The sequence below is a fragment of the Pseudomonas fluorescens genome (assembly GCF_902498065.1).
GTDB classification, from domain to species: Bacteria; Pseudomonadota; Gammaproteobacteria; order Pseudomonadales; family Pseudomonadaceae; genus Aquipseudomonas; species Aquipseudomonas fluorescens_BJ.
Genome location: NZ_CABVIR010000001.1, coordinates 33,109 through 48,374, shown reverse-complemented (window position 1 = coordinate 48,374; position 15,266 = coordinate 33,109). Strand labels below are relative to the sequence as shown.

15 protein-coding genes and 1 tRNA gene are annotated in these 15,266 nt (G+C 57.0%); 6 read left to right on the top strand and 10 right to left on the bottom strand.

The annotated features are described in order from the left end of the window. The first annotated feature begins 67 nt into the window (after positions 1–67). Entirely contained in the window at positions 68–814 is a 747-nt protein-coding gene (locus F8N43_RS00230) for a 3-oxoacyl-ACP reductase family protein (protein WP_150633973.1), read from the top strand. A gap of 62 nt (positions 815–876) precedes the next feature. On the opposite strand, the gene F8N43_RS00225 is transcribed toward F8N43_RS00230, so the two are convergent. Next, positions 877–1,572: an HAD-IA family hydrolase gene (locus F8N43_RS00225; protein ID WP_150633972.1), complete on the bottom strand. Its 696-nt coding sequence runs from the start codon at positions 1,570–1,572 to the stop codon at positions 877–879. 261 nt (positions 1,573–1,833) lie between these two features. Between F8N43_RS00225 and F8N43_RS29790 the strand changes: the two genes are divergently transcribed. Next, a complete protein-coding gene (locus F8N43_RS29790; RefSeq protein WP_150653031.1) occupies positions 1,834–6,699 on the top strand; it encodes an RHS repeat-associated core domain-containing protein in 4,866 nt (1,621 codons plus the stop codon). Positions 6,700–6,702: 3 nt separating this feature from the next. Next, positions 6,703–7,101, top strand: coding sequence for a hypothetical protein (locus F8N43_RS00215; RefSeq protein WP_150633970.1), 399 nt, complete (start codon positions 6,703–6,705; stop codon positions 7,099–7,101). A gap of 218 nt (positions 7,102–7,319) precedes the next feature. Here F8N43_RS00215 and F8N43_RS00210 read toward each other — a convergent pair whose 3' ends face one another. From F8N43_RS00210 to F8N43_RS00175, 8 genes are all read right to left on the bottom strand, one after another. Further along, positions 7,320–7,541, bottom strand: coding sequence for a hypothetical protein (locus F8N43_RS00210; RefSeq protein ID WP_150633969.1), 222 nt, complete (start codon positions 7,539–7,541; stop codon positions 7,320–7,322). Positions 7,542–7,650: 109 nt separating this feature from the next. Next, the gene (locus F8N43_RS00205) at positions 7,651–7,839 is read right to left on the bottom strand and encodes a hypothetical protein (RefSeq protein WP_150633968.1); all 189 of its coding nucleotides are present in this window, start codon (positions 7,837–7,839) and stop codon (positions 7,651–7,653) included. Positions 7,840–7,966: 127 nt separating this feature from the next. Continuing rightward, positions 7,967–8,395 (bottom strand): glycine zipper domain-containing protein, encoded by a 429-nt coding sequence (locus F8N43_RS00200; protein WP_150637843.1) that lies wholly within the window; start codon positions 8,393–8,395, stop codon positions 7,967–7,969. 189 nt (positions 8,396–8,584) lie between these two features. After that, the gene (locus F8N43_RS00195; protein ID WP_017337435.1) at positions 8,585–8,956 is read right to left on the bottom strand and encodes a hypothetical protein; all 372 of its coding nucleotides are present in this window, start codon (positions 8,954–8,956) and stop codon (positions 8,585–8,587) included. A gap of 312 nt (positions 8,957–9,268) precedes the next feature. Then, complete coding sequence (locus tag F8N43_RS00190) at positions 9,269–9,457, bottom strand: hypothetical protein (RefSeq protein WP_150634790.1); 189 nt, start codon at positions 9,455–9,457, stop codon at positions 9,269–9,271. 178 nt (positions 9,458–9,635) lie between these two features. Continuing rightward, positions 9,636–9,956 (bottom strand): YbjQ family protein, encoded by a 321-nt coding sequence (locus F8N43_RS00185; protein WP_008027329.1) that lies wholly within the window; start codon positions 9,954–9,956, stop codon positions 9,636–9,638. A 27-nt stretch (positions 9,957–9,983) separates the two neighbouring features. After that, positions 9,984–11,105 (bottom strand): serine hydrolase domain-containing protein, encoded by a 1,122-nt coding sequence (locus tag F8N43_RS00180; RefSeq protein WP_224787806.1) that lies wholly within the window; start codon positions 11,103–11,105, stop codon positions 9,984–9,986. Positions 11,106–11,259: 154 nt separating this feature from the next. Continuing rightward, positions 11,260–11,349, bottom strand: a tRNA-Ser gene (locus F8N43_RS00175). Between the two features lie 308 nt (positions 11,350–11,657). Here F8N43_RS00175 and F8N43_RS00170 point away from each other — a divergent pair. The 3 genes from F8N43_RS00170 to F8N43_RS00160 all read left to right on the top strand — a co-directional run bounded on the left by F8N43_RS00170 (position 11,658) and on the right by F8N43_RS00160 (position 14,411). Next, positions 11,658–12,347, top strand: a complete 690-nt coding sequence (locus F8N43_RS00170) for a crotonase/enoyl-CoA hydratase family protein (RefSeq protein ID WP_150653029.1) — start codon at positions 11,658–11,660, stop codon at positions 12,345–12,347. A 213-nt stretch (positions 12,348–12,560) separates the two neighbouring features. Further along, positions 12,561–13,283 carry a 1-acylglycerol-3-phosphate O-acyltransferase gene (locus F8N43_RS00165; RefSeq protein ID WP_150630092.1) on the top strand — a complete coding sequence of 241 codons (723 nt, stop codon included), beginning with the start codon at positions 12,561–12,563 and terminating at the stop codon, positions 13,281–13,283. 156 nt (positions 13,284–13,439) lie between these two features. Continuing rightward, positions 13,440–14,411 (top strand): magnesium and cobalt transport protein CorA, encoded by a 972-nt coding sequence (locus F8N43_RS00160; RefSeq protein ID WP_150630093.1) that lies wholly within the window; start codon positions 13,440–13,442, stop codon positions 14,409–14,411. Between the two features lie 95 nt (positions 14,412–14,506). Here the strand turns inward: F8N43_RS00160 and F8N43_RS00155 are convergent, their stop codons facing one another. Beyond that, positions 14,507–15,229, bottom strand: a complete 723-nt coding sequence (locus tag F8N43_RS00155) for an amidotransferase (protein WP_150630094.1) — start codon at positions 15,227–15,229, stop codon at positions 14,507–14,509. Positions 15,230–15,266: the final 37 nt, after the last annotated feature.

Genomic DNA, 15,266 nt, shown 5'->3' with positions numbered 1-15,266 from the left:
GTAATCCTGAATCGATACTAGGCTCCATCAACCGAGGCATCTCGCCTCGGCGACTTTGGAGATCAACATGACTACTCAGAACCTCAGCGGCAAAGTGGCTTTGATTCAAGGCGGGTCTCGCGGCATCGGCGCCGCCATCGTCAAACGCCTGGCCGCTGAAGGCGCGACGGTTGCCTTCACCTACGTAAGCTCCACGGCCAAGGCCGAAGAGCTGCAAAACAGCCTCACTGCCAACGGCGGCAAAGCGCTGGCCATCAAGGCTGACAGTGCCGACGCCGAGGCGATTCGCAACGCCGTGAGCGCCACCGTCAACGCCTTCGGTCGCCTGGACATCCTGGTCAACAACGCTGGCGTGCTGGCCGTTGCCCCGCTGGAAGATTTCAAACTTGAAGACTTCGACCAGACGCTGGCGGTCAACGTGCGCAGCGTGTTCATCGCCACCCAGGCCGCCGCGAAACACATGACCGAAGGCGGTCGCATCATCAACATCGGCAGCACCAACGCCGACCGCATGCCCTTCGCCGGCGGTGGCCCGTACGCCATGAGCAAAGCAGCACTGGTCGGTCTGACCAAAGGCCTGTCCCGCGACCTCGGGCCACGCGGCATCACCATCAACAACGTCCAACCGGGCCCGGTCGACACCGACATGAACCCGGCCAGCGGCGACTTCGCCGAAAGCCTGATCCCGCTGATGGCCGTGGGTCGTTATGGCAAAGCGGAAGAAATCGCCAGTTTCGTCGCCTACCTTGTCGGGCCGGAAGCCGGTTACATCACCGGTGCCAGCCTGACCATCGACGGTGGTTTCGGCGCCTGAGACAAGTCAGTCATACGCAAAACATATGTGGGAAGGGCCCGGCCCTTCCCACATTTCCAGCATCAAGCCCACTCAAGCGCCGGCAAACCACAAGCGCTCGGCTTGAACGCTTTCAGCGTACGAAGAATGCCATCCGCGTGTGCGTATTTTTCATCGGCCATCGCCGCATCAGGGATCGCAATCGCCGTCATCCCCGCCGCTTTCGCCGCGGTCACGCCAAACGGCGAATCTTCGAACACCAGGCAATCCTCGGGCGCTACGCCCAGGCGTCGCGCCGCGGTGAGGAAGATGTCCGGCGCCGGTTTGGCCGCACCGACTTCCGGGTCATCGGCCGTCACGACGAAGTCGAACAGCGCAAACCAGTCACGGTGCAAGGTGGTTTTCTGGCCGAACGACTGACGCGACGAACTGGTGCCCACCGCGATCGGAATGTTGTTGGCCTTCAAGTGCCGCACCAGCTCCTCGGCACCGGGCATCGCCAGCGCGGTCGGAAAACGCTCGCGCATCAGCGGCTCGCGGATCACCAGGAATTCCTCGGCAGTAATCGGCAGATCCAGCGCTTCGACCACATAACGCGCCAGATCACCCGCGCCACGGCCGATGATGTTCTGTTTGACGCTCCAGTCGAAGGTCCGGCCATAGCGCCCGGCAATGATGGACGTGACCTCGGTGTAAATGCCCTCGGTGTCCAGCAGCAAGCCATCCATGTCGAAAATCACGGCTTTGATCGGGCCGAACTCTTTCAGCGGTGCATTCATCGCATCTGATCCGTTTTTAATGACATCCCGTTCGGCTCAGGCACACCTGATTCCGGGATTTGATTAAAGGGTTCAGCAGCATAGCCATCGTGGTCGGCAGAGAGCAACGGGCAATCTCTCGACGGCGGCGAAACCTTCGCCGAAGCACAGAACATGATTTAGCGATTCGCCCTACACCAAACACCTCTTTTCCCGACTTCTTTCCTCGTTGATCCCCCGCAAAGTCTCGCGACCCAAATTGATCCGCGCGAGGGACTGCGAATGTTCAACCCTGACAAGGTCCTGGCCTTGAACAACGCCATCGGCCTGTTGGTGGTGGCAGCCATGCCCCCCGAGCAACCGGACGTTGAAGCACTGCTCGACGATTTTCGCCTGTGCCTCAACGACTACGAAGCCTGGGCGGAAAACTTCTGGACGGGGTGGGCGCTGGATGTCGAGCAAGTGTTCACGGTCGGCAACGACGTTCGCTTGAGTGCACCGAAGGACTCCACCGCGCCTGTCAGTTCGACACTCGCCACGTGCCCGGCCAACGGCCCGTTGACCCTCGTACATATGTTCGACGCGGCGCGGTTCGTGCCGATTGGTGATACGCCGGTGATGCTCGAACTGATCACTGAAAAGAGCAACGGCGAGATTATCTTTGCTGAACCGACCCATCACACCATCGGCCCCAGCGGCATTCTCGAAATCCCTGAGTGCTGGCGCGGTCATCGTTACCGCATCACCTTCTTTCCCCACGTTTCCACCGCTCACGTCCAAGCGCTTTATACCTCCTATCAAAGCGTGATCGATGAGCTTGAAAGCTGGTTGCGCAACGAGTGGACGAGCGAGTTTCAACCGTTGTGGGCGGGGTTTTCCGAGGCTCGTTTCACCGAACGCTACGGCATGCTGCAACGGGCCGACTGGCGCGGATTCGAGAAGTCGCTACACGGCTTGTGGGATGACGTGAAGCAGATCTACGCCCTGATCGCGGACTTGCAGGCCAATAGCGAAAAGCTACTTGAATACCTGACCGAGGTTCAGCTCGAGGCATTGCTGAACGCTTCGGCCGAGACCATCGCCACTGTGATGCTGGTGTTGAGTGATGAACCGTTGATGTTCATTCATCTCGCGGCGTTCACCAGTTGGCTGCGAATGTTGCCGCCGCAGTACATCGCCGAAGTCGTCGCGGAAGTTCGTACAGAAATACTCGTCGCGTTCCTGCTGGCGCGCCTCACAAGTCCCATAGGTCTGAAACTCGGCATCAGCGCCAAGGTGCTGGGCAAGGTCAAGTCCGAGCGAGCCCGACAATGGCTGACTGCCGCGAGTCTGCGCCTGGCCGAACTCACGACCAGGTCTGATCTGACCCATCACGCCGACGCCCTCAAACCGCTGATGCTCAACGCGCGGAACGTGCCGCTCAACCCTGCGCCGGCGACTCCGTTGCACATCACCACGGGTGAATCACCGATCGTGCGGGTGAACAACCCGGTCGCCATTGCCCGTGACAAGTCCGAAGCCAAGACGCGCCTGAGCCGCCAGGAACATCGTGATGACGCCCCTGCTCCCGCGCAAAACCCGAACGGCGACAGTGTCGATTCAGCGGATAAAACCACGACCAACGGCTGCCCGGTATCGATGGTTACCGGCGAAGAACTGCTGACCCTGATCGATGGTTCGCTGGATGGACGGTTGCCGTTCGAGTTCACCCGCGTGTACCGCACCAGTGCCGTTGAAATCGACTGCGGGCTCGGATTTGGCTGGAGTCATGCCCTTGCACACCGACTGGAAATCAACAGCGAACAGGTTAGTTGGATCGACCACGAAAACCGTCGTACGACTTTCCCTTTACCCAATGTCGAACGCCCGACCATTCACAACAGCCTGTCACGGGCGGCGATTTTTCTGGGGGATGAGCCGGAAGAACTGATCCTCGCGATGGCAGGTGAAGCAACGCGTTTTTACCACTTTCGTACAGGCCGACTGACAGCGATCAGTGATGCCTATGGCAACCGTCTGACAGTGCAGAGGGACGCCGCCGACAGAATCATGCGTCTCGACAACGGCGCCGGGCGCTCGCTGCGATTGCGTTACGACCGCCGACACCTCGCCGCCGTCGAGTATCAGCGCTTTCATCCCGCCGGCACCCTGGAAGAGGCCTGGCGCACCGAGCAAACACTGGTTACCTACCGCTATGACGCCTGTCATCGCCTGATCGAAGCAACCAACGCCGCCGGCGAAAGCGAACGCTACGACTATGACGACCAGCACGTCATCCTGCAGCGGCAACTGGCCGGTGGCGCGAGTTTCTTCTGGGAGTGGGAACGGTTCGGCAAGTCTGCAAGATGCATCCGGCATTGGGCGTCGTTTTCGCAGATGGACACGCGCTATGTCTGGGATGACGACGGCGGCGTGCAGGTGAAAAACGTTGATGGCAGTGAAGCGTTTTATCAGCACGACGATCGAGCGCGCCTGGTGCGGAGGGTCGAACCCGACGGGGCGGAACACCTCAATGTCCATGACGACCAGGGGCGGCTGATTGCCGAAAGAAATCCGCTCGGGGCAATTACCCACTATCGCTATGACGACGTCGGACGACTGATCGCCCAAATTCCCCCCGAAGGTGATCCAACGTCCTACGAGTACCGCAATGGTTTCCTGCATGCGCGGTACCACGGCAACGCCGTGTGGAAGTATTTGCGCAATGCTCAGGGTGATGTCATCGAGATGACCGACCCCGAGGGAAATGTCACCCACTATCACCACGACGAAAAAGGTCAGCTGCTGTCGATCCGCTTTCCGGACAACAGTCGACAGGTCTTCGTCCGGAATGCCTTGGGTCAACTGATCGAAGAGACCTTGCCGGGTGGTGATCAGCGGCGTTTTTCCTACGATGCGCTGGGACGGCAGGTGACCTGTCAGGACGAACACGGTGCCGTCACCCGTTATAAATGGGATGCCGTTGGACGACTGGTTCAGACGACACTTCCCACAGGCGCCAGTCGTGCCTTCACCTACAACGCCTACGGCAAGATCACCGCCGAACGCGATGAGCTGGGGCGCATCACGCGTTTTGAATACGCCGATGATTTGCATCTGGTCAGCCGCCGGATCAACCCCGATGGCACACAACGGCTTTATCGATACGACAACGCACGGTTGTTGCTGACCGAAATCGAGAATGAGTCCGGCGAAAAACATCAGCTGGACTACACGCTCAATGGATTGATCCGGCAGGAAACCGGATTCGATGGCCGACGCACCGCGTATGCCTACGACCTCAATGGACAGCTGCTGGAAAAGACTGAATTCGGTGACGACGGCTCGCAGTGGGTCACGGCTTATCTTCGGGATTCGACGGGACGGTTGTTGGTCAAGACGCTGCCCGACGGCGTCAATGTCGAATATCGCTACGACAGCCTTGGCCGACTGGTCAGCGTCGATGACGGTCACGATCATCCCCTGGAGTTCGAATACGACAAGCAGGGTCGGCTAGTCACCGAACACCAAGGCTGGGGCACCCTGCGCTATGGCTACGATGCCTGTGGCCAGCTCAACCACCTGCGCCTGCCCGACAACAGCAAACTCGATTTCCATCACGCCAAGGGCGGTGCACTGACGGCCATTGACCTCAATGGCGCCCGACTCACCGCTCACACCTTTTTCGCCGGCCGCGAACAGCAACGTCAGCAAGGCCTGCTGCTCAGCGATTATCAGTATGACAATGAAGGCCGGCTGAACACCCACGCTGTCCGGCAAAACCTGCAACCGCTGTATCGCCGCGACTATGCCTACAGCGCCAACGGCAACCTCGACCGCATTGCCGACAGCCGCCACGGCCAGCGCAGCTATCACTACGATTCGCTCGATCGCCTGATCCGCGTCCGCCACTCCCGAGATCACCAACCGGAAAACTTCGCCCACGATCCGGCCGACAACCTGCTGATGCAGGACCGCCCCGGTCTGGCCACGGTCAAAGGCAATCGCCTGCTGATGCAAGGCGACCGTCACTACGATTACGACGCCTTTGGCAACCTGATCCGCGAACGCCGCGGCACGGCACAAAAACTGGTCACCGAGTACCGTTACGACTGTCAGCACCGACTGATCAGCGTCACCCTGCCCAACGGCAGCCAGGCGACTTACCGCTACGATGCCTTCGGCCGCCGCATCAGCAAAAACGTCGATGGCCACATCACCGAGTTTTTTTGGCAAGGCAACAACCTCGTCGCCGAAGGCGGTCGCGAACACTACCGCAGCTACATCTACGAACCGGGCAGCTTTCGCCCTCTGGTCATGCTCGACGGCAAAGGCCCGCGTAACGCCTGCCCGTTCTACTACCAGCTCGACCACCTCGGCACACCACAAGAACTCACCGACTACAGCGGCGAAATCGTCTGGGCCGCCCAATACACCGCCTACGGCCGCCTCACCCGCCTCAACCGCGACACCCACCAGATCCTCGACCAGCCGCTGCGGTTTCAGGGCCAGTACTTCGACTCGGAATCGGGTTTGCACTACAACCGGCATCGGTATTACCAGCCTGAGCTTGGACGGTATTTGACGCCGGATCCGAGCAAATTGGGCGGAGGATTGAACCAGTACCAGTACACGCGGAACCCGACGGGGTGGGTTGATCCGTTGGGGTTGAGTGATTGTCCGGGAGGGGACGGGTGTAAGCGGACTTCATCTGCGAGCACAAATCCGGCAACGAACCTGCAGGTTAACGAGGGGGAAGCTAAACTTCCGTCATATCCTGAAGAAAAATACTTATACCGTGGTGACAGTCGCCCCCCGGGTGAAATATTTGAACAAGGCTTTAAAACCAAAGGCGATAGTAACAATTTATTGCTTCACTCACTTGACAGTAATAAACCTCCGAGTAATTTTATAAGTACCTCACCGATTAGAGAGGTCGGTATTGATTTTGCGACAAATTTCAATATGAGCAGCGGCTTTTTGTACACCATTCGAATGATCCCAGGTCGAGATCTGGCATCTGAACTTGGAAATAAATACAAATTTGGAAGTGAGCGAGAGCGCGCAATTCAAGGCGGAATTAAAAGAGAGGATATACTAGGTGTCACCCCCATCGGTGCAAATGGTCGATCATCTAGTCACACCACATTAAATCCTTATAGGAAATAAAACATGGAGATCGTTAAAATTTCAATAATCAAAGATGGGGAGCATCAATACGCAGAGCTCCTGTGCGATTCCACAAAATTATCCATTACGCTCGTCTTGAAAAATGAACGTCCAAAAATTTATTTCGGTGACGACTTCTACAAATGTCTAGGCCATGCAAGGAACGACAATAAAGAAATTATATTCTTATGTAAGGGCGCAAAAATAAACGTACATCCTTCTACTATGTCCTCACAAATGACCCTAGGCGTGAAAGCCTACGAGCTTACGCTAGGAAAACCAGCATTAAGAAATGATGTGGTTAATATCTTCGATCACGAAGAACACGACCTAACAAATGATCCTAAAGTCCAGGAGGAATTTTTTATGTGTTGGATGGAATCCGAAATTACGAATGAATAAAAAAAGAGAAACCAAATAGCTCCGAAGATAAACCAAGGATAATTTATCTTCGGGATAAAGTTTAAATCAGCCCGAATCTCCCACCGCCCGAACCAATGAGTTACCTCACTCTCGCCAGCCCCCCCACTCTTCTTCCTTGGACAGATGCTACTCCCATTAGCAATCGCCTTTCTTAGAAACCATTCCGTTAACAAATGGCGATTAAACTCAAATATAATTTAACTCGGTTCATTGGAACCATCCTCCCCCGCAACATCCGGATCATCAGGAAGCGCTTCAACATCAGTATCACTGCGCTTTACATCACCGTCAGGCACCTGTTCCACCCCCGCCTCTTCATCATCCGGCGGCCGCTGATCACGACTCAGCGAATCAGTCGGCGAAGGCAGCGGATACTCGGGGGTGTCATCGATGTCGGTATCTTTCGAATCAGCGTTCATAAAGCACCTCTCAAAGAACTTGAAAAACAAGCTCCTGAAAATTCGATGGCTCCGCGACGAAGACCGTTCGATCAAGGAGACGACCGGTCACTCCAATCATAACGGCTGATCATTGCTCGTCTTCGTCTTCATCCTCGTCTTCAAACTCAGTCAGCCCTACGTCACCCGCGTCATCGGCATCGTTGAGCGGCACCGTCGCGTCATCCATCAGTGACCCAGGATCTTCGTTGCCAGGGTCGTTGATGAACGGAAGTCCGCTTGGGCCTTTTTCTTCCTTGCCTTCGGTTTCGGGAGTCATGGCATGCCTCATAACATTCAGGTGTGTATAAAGTTCGAGGCGGGCTGAGGTCAATCGTTCCGATGTCATGCTCGCGAAAACGAAAAACCCGGCGCCAGGCCGGGTTTTACTGTCACTGACTGTCGACTCAGTGATGTTTGTTCTTGTGCTTATTCTTATGCTTGTTTTTGTGCCCGTTGCCGGAATGGGAGCCGCCACTGTCAGTGCCCAGGTTGTTGCCCACCGCACCACCCGCTGCGCCGCCGAGGCCTGCGCCAATGGTCGAACCGGTGGAGCCGCCGAGGCTGTTACCAATTACCGAGCCGCCCGCCGAGCCCAAACCACCACCGACCGCCGCTGCGGTACGGCTGCCTTTGGGCGCGCCAACAGCGCTGCCCGCCGCGCCGCCCACGCCTGCGCCAATCGCGGCACCGGTGCTGCCGCCCATCTGCTGGCCAACCACGTTACCCAATGCACCGCCAATACCACCGCCAACAGCAGCGGTGCCATCACCGGCAGCCATCGCACCTTGAGCAACCAAAAGTCCCAGAAACAACGTGGACAATGTCAAACGCATGATATGAACCTCTAATTCCGCATCGGGGGAAAGGACGCGCTGCGGATGGGCGGAGTCTAGCACCTGCCCCCACTGAATCCGGCCAGCGATGACGGTTGGACCGCTAATAGATGCAATAGCAGCGAAAGAGAAACAACCAGATACAAAAAGCCCGGCATCAAGCCGGGCTTTTGAACGGATCAATCAGAATCAGTGGCGCTTGTGGCCCTTGGCCAGGTTGCTGCCCACGCCGCCGCCCAAAGCACCGCCCAAGCCTGCGCCGATGGTCGAACCGGTCTTGCCGCCCAGGCTGTTGCCGATCACCGAGCCGCCCGCTGCACCCACGCCGCCGCCGATGGCTGCTTTGGTGCGGCTGCCTTTGCGTGCTGCAACGGCGCTGCCAGCGGCGCCCGCTACGCCAGCACCAATCGCTGCGCCAGTGCTGCCGCCCATGCTTTGGCCGACCACATTACCCAGCGCGCCACCCAGACCGCCGCCCAGCGCGGCAGTGCCGTCGCCAGCAGCCATTGCACCTTGAGCAACCAAAAGCCCCAAAACCAGAGCGGGCAGAGTTAAACGCATGACAAGAACCTCAAAAACAGGGGGAAATAAGAAAGGGTCGAGATTGAATGCTCAAGCAGCGAGAAAGTCCAGACGCACAGACCCAACCTCACCATCGGCGACGGTTGGACAGCGTTTATGGAAAAGGTTTTATGACAGGCAAAAAAAAGCCCGCTGGGGAGACGGGCCAGGTGTTGCTTTCTAACGGATGAGTTGAGATTACGTAAGACCTTGTGAAAACTTTGTGAAAGCTCTGGCGGAAAAACACACGCGGCAAAAAAAAGTTTCAGGCATAAAAAACCCCGCTCAATGACGGGGTCTGGAGGTGACGGGTTACTTCCTGACAGGGGCCGCAACCTTGGGTAAAAATTTCGCCTTCGGCCCTCGGGGCACCTGGGATTTCATTTTGCCGAGCTTGACCTCATCGTCACCGTAAGCCACCACATAGTCTGTCTGGCCACACCGCACGCAATTATTGATCGGAAATTCAGCACCGTCGTCTTCGATATACGGATCAGCCATCTTTTCGCCCCTCTCAAATGCGGGATCGATACCGGCAAGCCCTATTTGCCTGAAACATACCGACCACCAAGCTTTTGAGACTAGCCGGTCATTACCGGACTTGTAATTCAGATTGCCGAACGCCCGACGAATGGCCAGCACGGTTTCCTACGGAAATACACATGAACCGTTGCGCGATTCACCTCAGTTTGACGGCCGTCCCGGTCACAAATACCACCACCATACCGCCCTTGCCGGCCGGCATGCTGATCTCATAATCGAGCCCCACCACCGCGTCGGCCTGCAGTGCCCGCGCCCGTTCCTTGATCTCGTCAGTGGCCTGAATCCGCGCCTCCTTCAATGCACGCTCCAATGTTTGAGAGCGCCCGCCGAAAAAATCCCGCATGCCGGCGAACATGTCGCGGATAACGTTGACACCCTGCACCGACTCGGCGCTGACGATATCGAGGTAAGCGGTGATTTGGCGACCTTCGATGGCGTGGGTTGTGGTGGTGATCATGGACATTCCTTCCTCATAAACAGGCACTCAAGGCAACCTGGACAGATAGTTTGCCAACGCATCAAAAGCAGGCAACGTGACAGGATCATTAGCCGAATTACTGGCAACAGGGTGCGAGGCATAGCGAACAATAACCATCTCGGCGTGCGGATCAACGTAGATGCGCTGCCCATGAACACCGCGCGCCATGAACGCCCAGCCTTCCTTGTTCATCACCCACCACATCGACCGGTAACTCCAGCCTTTAAGCAAGCCATACCCGGCCTTGGCAAAAACCTGCTTGTCGCCACCTCGACGGATATCGTCCACCACCGCTTTTGGCACGATCTGTTGGCCATTGAACCGACCTTCATTGCGCAGCATTTCACCGAACCGCGCCAGATCCCGCAGGCCGGTATTCAAGCCGCCGCCGGCAAACGGCGTGCCGATGGAGTCCACGGTGAAATAGGCATCCTGTTCGGCACCCAGCCGACTCCAGATACGCTCGGACAACAACTGCGCAACATTGCGCCCCGTCGCTCGGGCGATGATCCAACCCAGAACATCGGTATTGACGGTCTTATAGTCGAACGCTTTCCCATGCTCACCTTGCCGCTGAACCGTCTGCAAAAACTCGTAGTAACTTCTCGGGCCGGTGTAGTCCCTTGGCTTGGGCAGCGGACTTCCGGCTTTTGCATGTGCCCAGACCTCGGCATCAGAGTCAGCGTAGTCTTCGCTGTACTTGAGCGCGGTGGTCATATCGAGGACCTGGCGCACCGTGGCACTGCCAAAGGCGGAAGCGGCCAATTCGGGGACGTAATCTGCGACAGGCTTGTCCGCATCGATTGCCCCTTGCGCGACCAACATCGCCCCCAGCGTGCCGACCACAGATTTGGTCACCGACATCGCCGCATGCTGGCCTTCCGCTTTCAGTCCACCGAAGTATCGTTCGTACACCACCTTGCCGCGGTGCATCACCACAATCCCGTCAGTGTAAGTTTCCGCCAGTGATTGATCCCAAGTCATCGACGCCTTCGCGCCGAGCGGCGTGAAGGTGATCGCGTTGACGTCTTTACGCAACGCCGATTCCAACGGAATTGGTGCACCCAGGCCCCGTGAAACATTGATCGTCGGCATGAGCTGGCGGAAATTGGAGACGCTCCAGCGCATTGCCGGAAACTGGAAATAACTGCCCACATGAGCCTTTTCCAGTTTGGCCTGTTAGATGTTGAATTCCGGCATAACGCCGCCTTGAATTCCATACTCCAGAAACCACAAAACCCCTGACTTCTCTCGAAATCAGGGGTTCTGGTTACATCGAATTTGGCGGTGAAGGAGAGATTCGAACTCTCGATACAATTTCTTGTATACACACTTTCCAGGCGTGCTCCTTAAGCCACTCGGACACTTCACCGTATCTCGTCAAACATGTTCTGTCTGTCGAGGCGCGCTAATGTAGTCGAAAGCTTTTCTGATGGCAAACTTTTTTTGCAGAATTTTCATGTGCTTAGCGGTTTAGAGGTTCTGGCGCATTCCGGACCATGGCATACCTGCCAATCTCTGGCTTCGCGCGCTCCTTTATAGAGAGGGGAACGCCCGGCGGGGGTGGCAGGCTGCGCTTGCCCGGCGGGGAAAGGGTGACTGACGGGTCAGTCACGGCGCTTTACCTGGCCTGCGGCGGTGGGTAACGTCTGCCCCAACTTTCATATAAGGAATAGCGTCATGAGTGAGTTGATTTCCTACCACCTCGAAGACGGAATCGCGACCCTGACCTTGAGCAACGGCAAGGTCAATGCCATCTCTCCAGACGTGATTGCTGCGTTTAATGCTGCGCTGGATCAGGCGGTGACTGATCGTGCGGTGGTGATCATTACCGGTACCCCCGGGATTCTATCGGGCGGTTATGACTTGAAGGTGATGACAGCCGGCCCTAAAGAAGCGGTGGCGCTGGTGACGGCTGGCTCGACGCTGTCCCGTCGCCTGCTGTCGCACCCGTTTCCGGTGATCGTCGCGTGCCCTGGGCATGCAGTGGCCAAGGGTGCGTTCCTGTTGTTGTCGGCGGATTACCGAATTGGTGTCGACGGCCCGTTCAGCATTGGCCTGAACGAAGTGCAGATCGGCATGACGATGCACCACGCCGGCATTGAAATCGCCCGTGATCGTCTAAGCAAGGCAGCGCTGCATCGTTCGGTGATCAACGGTGAGATGTTCAACCCGAAGAGTGCCGTGGATGCGGGTTTCCTCGATCTGGTGGTGTCGCCCGAAGAGCTGCAAGGCGCAGCGCTGGCGGCAGCTCGTCAGTTGAAGAAGATCAACATGACCGCGCACAAGAACACCAAACTGAAAGTGCGCAAGGCACTGCTGGACACCCTGGACAACGCAATCATTCAGGATCAAGAGCATTTGGTTTAATCCAGACACGCTGCACCGAAAAGCCCGACCATCGTGTCGGGCTTTTTCATACGCGCCTTGTTGAAAAGTCTACAACCGCTCTAGAACACGTCTGACCAACAAGTCGGAAACATGCGCTCAAACATCGGCTATCTCCTACCTCTATAGCGGCAATTGCCGAAAACAGTGCACATCCGTACACTGCGCCACCTTTTGTCCCGGTGGGGCCTGTAAATGCTGTTTGTGTTTCGTATGTTATTGATGGGGCTGCACTTTATTCTCGCTGGCGTGCTGGGAGTAATTCTGGGGCTGTGCCGCCCGTTCAACCCGGACAACAGCCGTTTGTGCGCGCGTCTGTATGCGTGGCCGGCAATGTGTATTTTGCGTTTGCGGGTCAAGGCCGAGGTCGGGCCATTGATGGACAAACCCGAGAGCTGCGTGATCATCGCCAATCACCAGTCCAACTATGACTTGTTTGTGTTCGGCAACGTGGTGCCCCGCCGCACCGTGTGCATCGGCAAGAAGAGCCTGAAGTGGGTGCCATTGTTCGGCCAGTTGTTCTGGCTGGCCGGCAATGTGCTGATTGACCGTGGCAATGCGCACAAGGCACGTCAGTCGATGCTGACCACCACGCACACCTTGCAACATGAAGACACCTCGATCTGGGTGTTCCCGGAAGGTACGCGCAATCTCGGCGAAGACCTGCTGCCCTTCAAGAAAGGCGCGTTCCAGATGGCGATCGCGGCGGGCGTGCCGATCGTCCCGGTGTGTGTCAGCAGTTACGTCAAACACATGCGATTGAACCGCTGGCGCAGTGGGAAAATTCTGATCCGTTCGTTGCCGGCGATTCCTACAGCAGGTCTTAGCCTGGACGACATGCCGCTGCTGATCGCCCAGTGCCGCGAGCAGATGCGCGAATGCATTGCATCGATGGACCGGCAACTGCAAGCCGCGTAAAAGAAAACCCGCCTGTGCGGGTTTTCTTTTGTCGGCGACCCCTTACCGGCGAACTCCACAGATTTCACTGACTCTCAAGCAGCAGACAAGGCTAAGCTGAACACCGCCTGCCCCATTTGCTAACGAAAGCCTGCCAATAAGAAGTGAACGAACATCATGGGTAGAGTTGTTGCTGCTGCGGTTTACAGCGCCGGTAAGAAAGTCACCAATATCACCCTCGACGAAGGCGCTGCCTGGGCTGCCAAGCCTGGCCACTTTGTCTGGATCGGCCTCGAAGAGCCGGACGCCCAGGAACTGGCCAACCTGCAACGCCAGTTCAATCTGCACGAACTGGCCATCGAAGACGCCTTGGAAAAACATAGCCGACCGAAGCTCGAAACCTTCGGCGACGCGTTGTTTATCGTCACGTATTCGCCAATCCGCCATGAAGGAAAGCTTGAGTTCATCGAGACTCATATCTTTGCCGGCAACGGCTACATCATTACCGCGCGTAACGGTCATTCGGCGTCCTACGCCTATGTCCGACAGCGTTGTGAGGCGCGTCCGCTGCTGCTTGAACACGGGGAAGACTTCGTACTCTATGCCCTCCTCGACTTCGTGATTGAAAACTACCAGCCGGTGGGCGAAGCCATTCATGCCGAGATCGATGAGCTGGAGCGCAACGTGTTGTGTAGCGCCCTCAATGAGCATGACATCCAGAAGCTTCATGGCCTGCGCCGAGACGTATTGCGCCTGCGTCGTTATGCGGCGCCGATGGTGGAAATCGGTGAGGAACTGCAGAAGCTGAACTTTCCGTTCATCGACAAGAACATGCGCCCGTATTTCCGCGATGTGCAGATCCATGTGACCCGGCAGATGGAAGACCTGACAACCCTGGCGGACATTGCCAGCCAGACCATTGAAGTCGGGGTATTGCTGGAGGCTTCACGGCAGAGCGTGGTGCAGCGCAAGTTTGCGGCGTGGGCGGCGATTCTGGCATTCCCGACGGCGGTGGCCGGTATCTACGGGATGAACTTCCAGAACATGCCGGAGCTGACCTGGCATTACGGGTATTTCGCGGTGCTGGGGTTTATTGCGGTGGGGTGTGTGAGTTTGTGGGCGAGCTTCAAGAAATCGGGGTGGTTGTAGTCGATACCGCGTCGTATGTGAACCCGCTGGCAACCAGCGCCTACAAAGGAAACGCAAACCTCTGTAGGCGCTGGTTGCCAGCGATGCTTTTAGCGTTAAACCGTTTCGGGTTTGTGCGCCACAAACCGCATCATCCACTCCGCAACGGTAGCGCCATGATGCTCATGCTCGAGGCTCGCCATGCCTTTGGTATAAACCTGTTCGCCCAACGCTTCCTGACGAATATCCAGCAAGGCTCGCGAGTAATCGTGAATGAATTCCGGGTGCCCCTGGAAACACAGCACCTGGTCGTTGATGTGGTACGCGGCGAACGGGCAGAAATCGCTGGAGGCGATGACCGTGGCGTTTTCCGGCAGCGTGGTTACCTGGTCCTGGTGGCTGATCAACAACGTCAGTTCTTCCCGCACCGGGCTCATCCACGGCGCCTTGGCCGCCAGTTTGTAGCTGTGGGTGCCGACACCCCAGCCCTGGGTCGCACGTTCGCTTTTGCCGCCCAGCAGCAGTGCCAGCAACTGATGGCCGAAGCACACGCCGAGCAGTTTGTCGCCGCGCTCGTAACGGGTCAGCAGGTAAGCCCGGAGGGTTTCAATCCATGGGTCGGTGCCGAAGGAATCGGCTTTGCTGCCGGTGACGAGATAGGCATCAAAGGTCTCGTCATCGCTTGGGTACTCGCCCTGCATCACGTTGTAGACAGTGAACTCGGCCGCGATGGGTTGTTGCGAAAACAGACGCTGGAACATCTGCCCGTAACCCTGATATTGATCGACCAGTTCCGGACGCAGGATGTCGGTTTCCAGAATGCAGATGCGTAACGACATAAAAAATACCTGACACGTGATGGGAATAATGCACACC

What these genes read in the sequence shown, in the direction of transcription:
- F8N43_RS00200 (WP_150637843.1), bottom strand. Translation starts at nt 8,395, where the DNA reads ATGCGTTTGACATTGTCCACGTTGTTTCTGGGACTTTTGGTTGCTCAA.
- F8N43_RS00225 (WP_150633972.1), bottom strand. Translation starts at nt 1,572, where the DNA reads ATGAATGCACCGCTGAAAGAGTTCGGCCCGATCAAAGCCGTGATTTTC.
- F8N43_RS00210 (WP_150633969.1), bottom strand. Translation starts at nt 7,541, where the DNA reads ATGAACGCTGATTCGAAAGATACCGACATCGATGACACCCCCGAGTAT.
- F8N43_RS29790 (WP_150653031.1), top strand. Translation starts at nt 1,834, where the DNA reads ATGTTCAACCCTGACAAGGTCCTGGCCTTGAACAACGCCATCGGCCTG.
- F8N43_RS00170 (WP_150653029.1), top strand. Translation starts at nt 11,658, where the DNA reads ATGAGTGAGTTGATTTCCTACCACCTCGAAGACGGAATCGCGACCCTG.
- F8N43_RS00180 (WP_224787806.1), bottom strand. Translation starts at nt 11,105, where the DNA reads ATGCGCTGGAGCGTCTCCAATTTCCGCCAGCTCATGCCGACGATCAAT.
- F8N43_RS00165 (WP_150630092.1), top strand. Translation starts at nt 12,561, where the DNA reads ATGCTGTTTGTGTTTCGTATGTTATTGATGGGGCTGCACTTTATTCTC.
- F8N43_RS00205 (WP_150633968.1), bottom strand. Translation starts at nt 7,839, where the DNA reads ATGACTCCCGAAACCGAAGGCAAGGAAGAAAAAGGCCCAAGCGGACTT.
- F8N43_RS00195 (WP_017337435.1), bottom strand. Translation starts at nt 8,956, where the DNA reads ATGCGTTTAACTCTGCCCGCTCTGGTTTTGGGGCTTTTGGTTGCTCAA.
- F8N43_RS00230 (WP_150633973.1), top strand. Translation starts at nt 68, where the DNA reads ATGACTACTCAGAACCTCAGCGGCAAAGTGGCTTTGATTCAAGGCGGG.
- F8N43_RS00185 (WP_008027329.1), bottom strand. Translation starts at nt 9,956, where the DNA reads ATGATCACCACCACAACCCACGCCATCGAAGGTCGCCAAATCACCGCT.
- F8N43_RS00160 (WP_150630093.1), top strand. Translation starts at nt 13,440, where the DNA reads ATGGGTAGAGTTGTTGCTGCTGCGGTTTACAGCGCCGGTAAGAAAGTC.
- F8N43_RS00215 (WP_150633970.1), top strand. Translation starts at nt 6,703, where the DNA reads ATGGAGATCGTTAAAATTTCAATAATCAAAGATGGGGAGCATCAATAC.
- F8N43_RS00190 (WP_150634790.1), bottom strand. Translation starts at nt 9,457, where the DNA reads ATGGCTGATCCGTATATCGAAGACGACGGTGCTGAATTTCCGATCAAT.
- F8N43_RS00155 (WP_150630094.1), bottom strand. Translation starts at nt 15,229, where the DNA reads ATGTCGTTACGCATCTGCATTCTGGAAACCGACATCCTGCGTCCGGAA.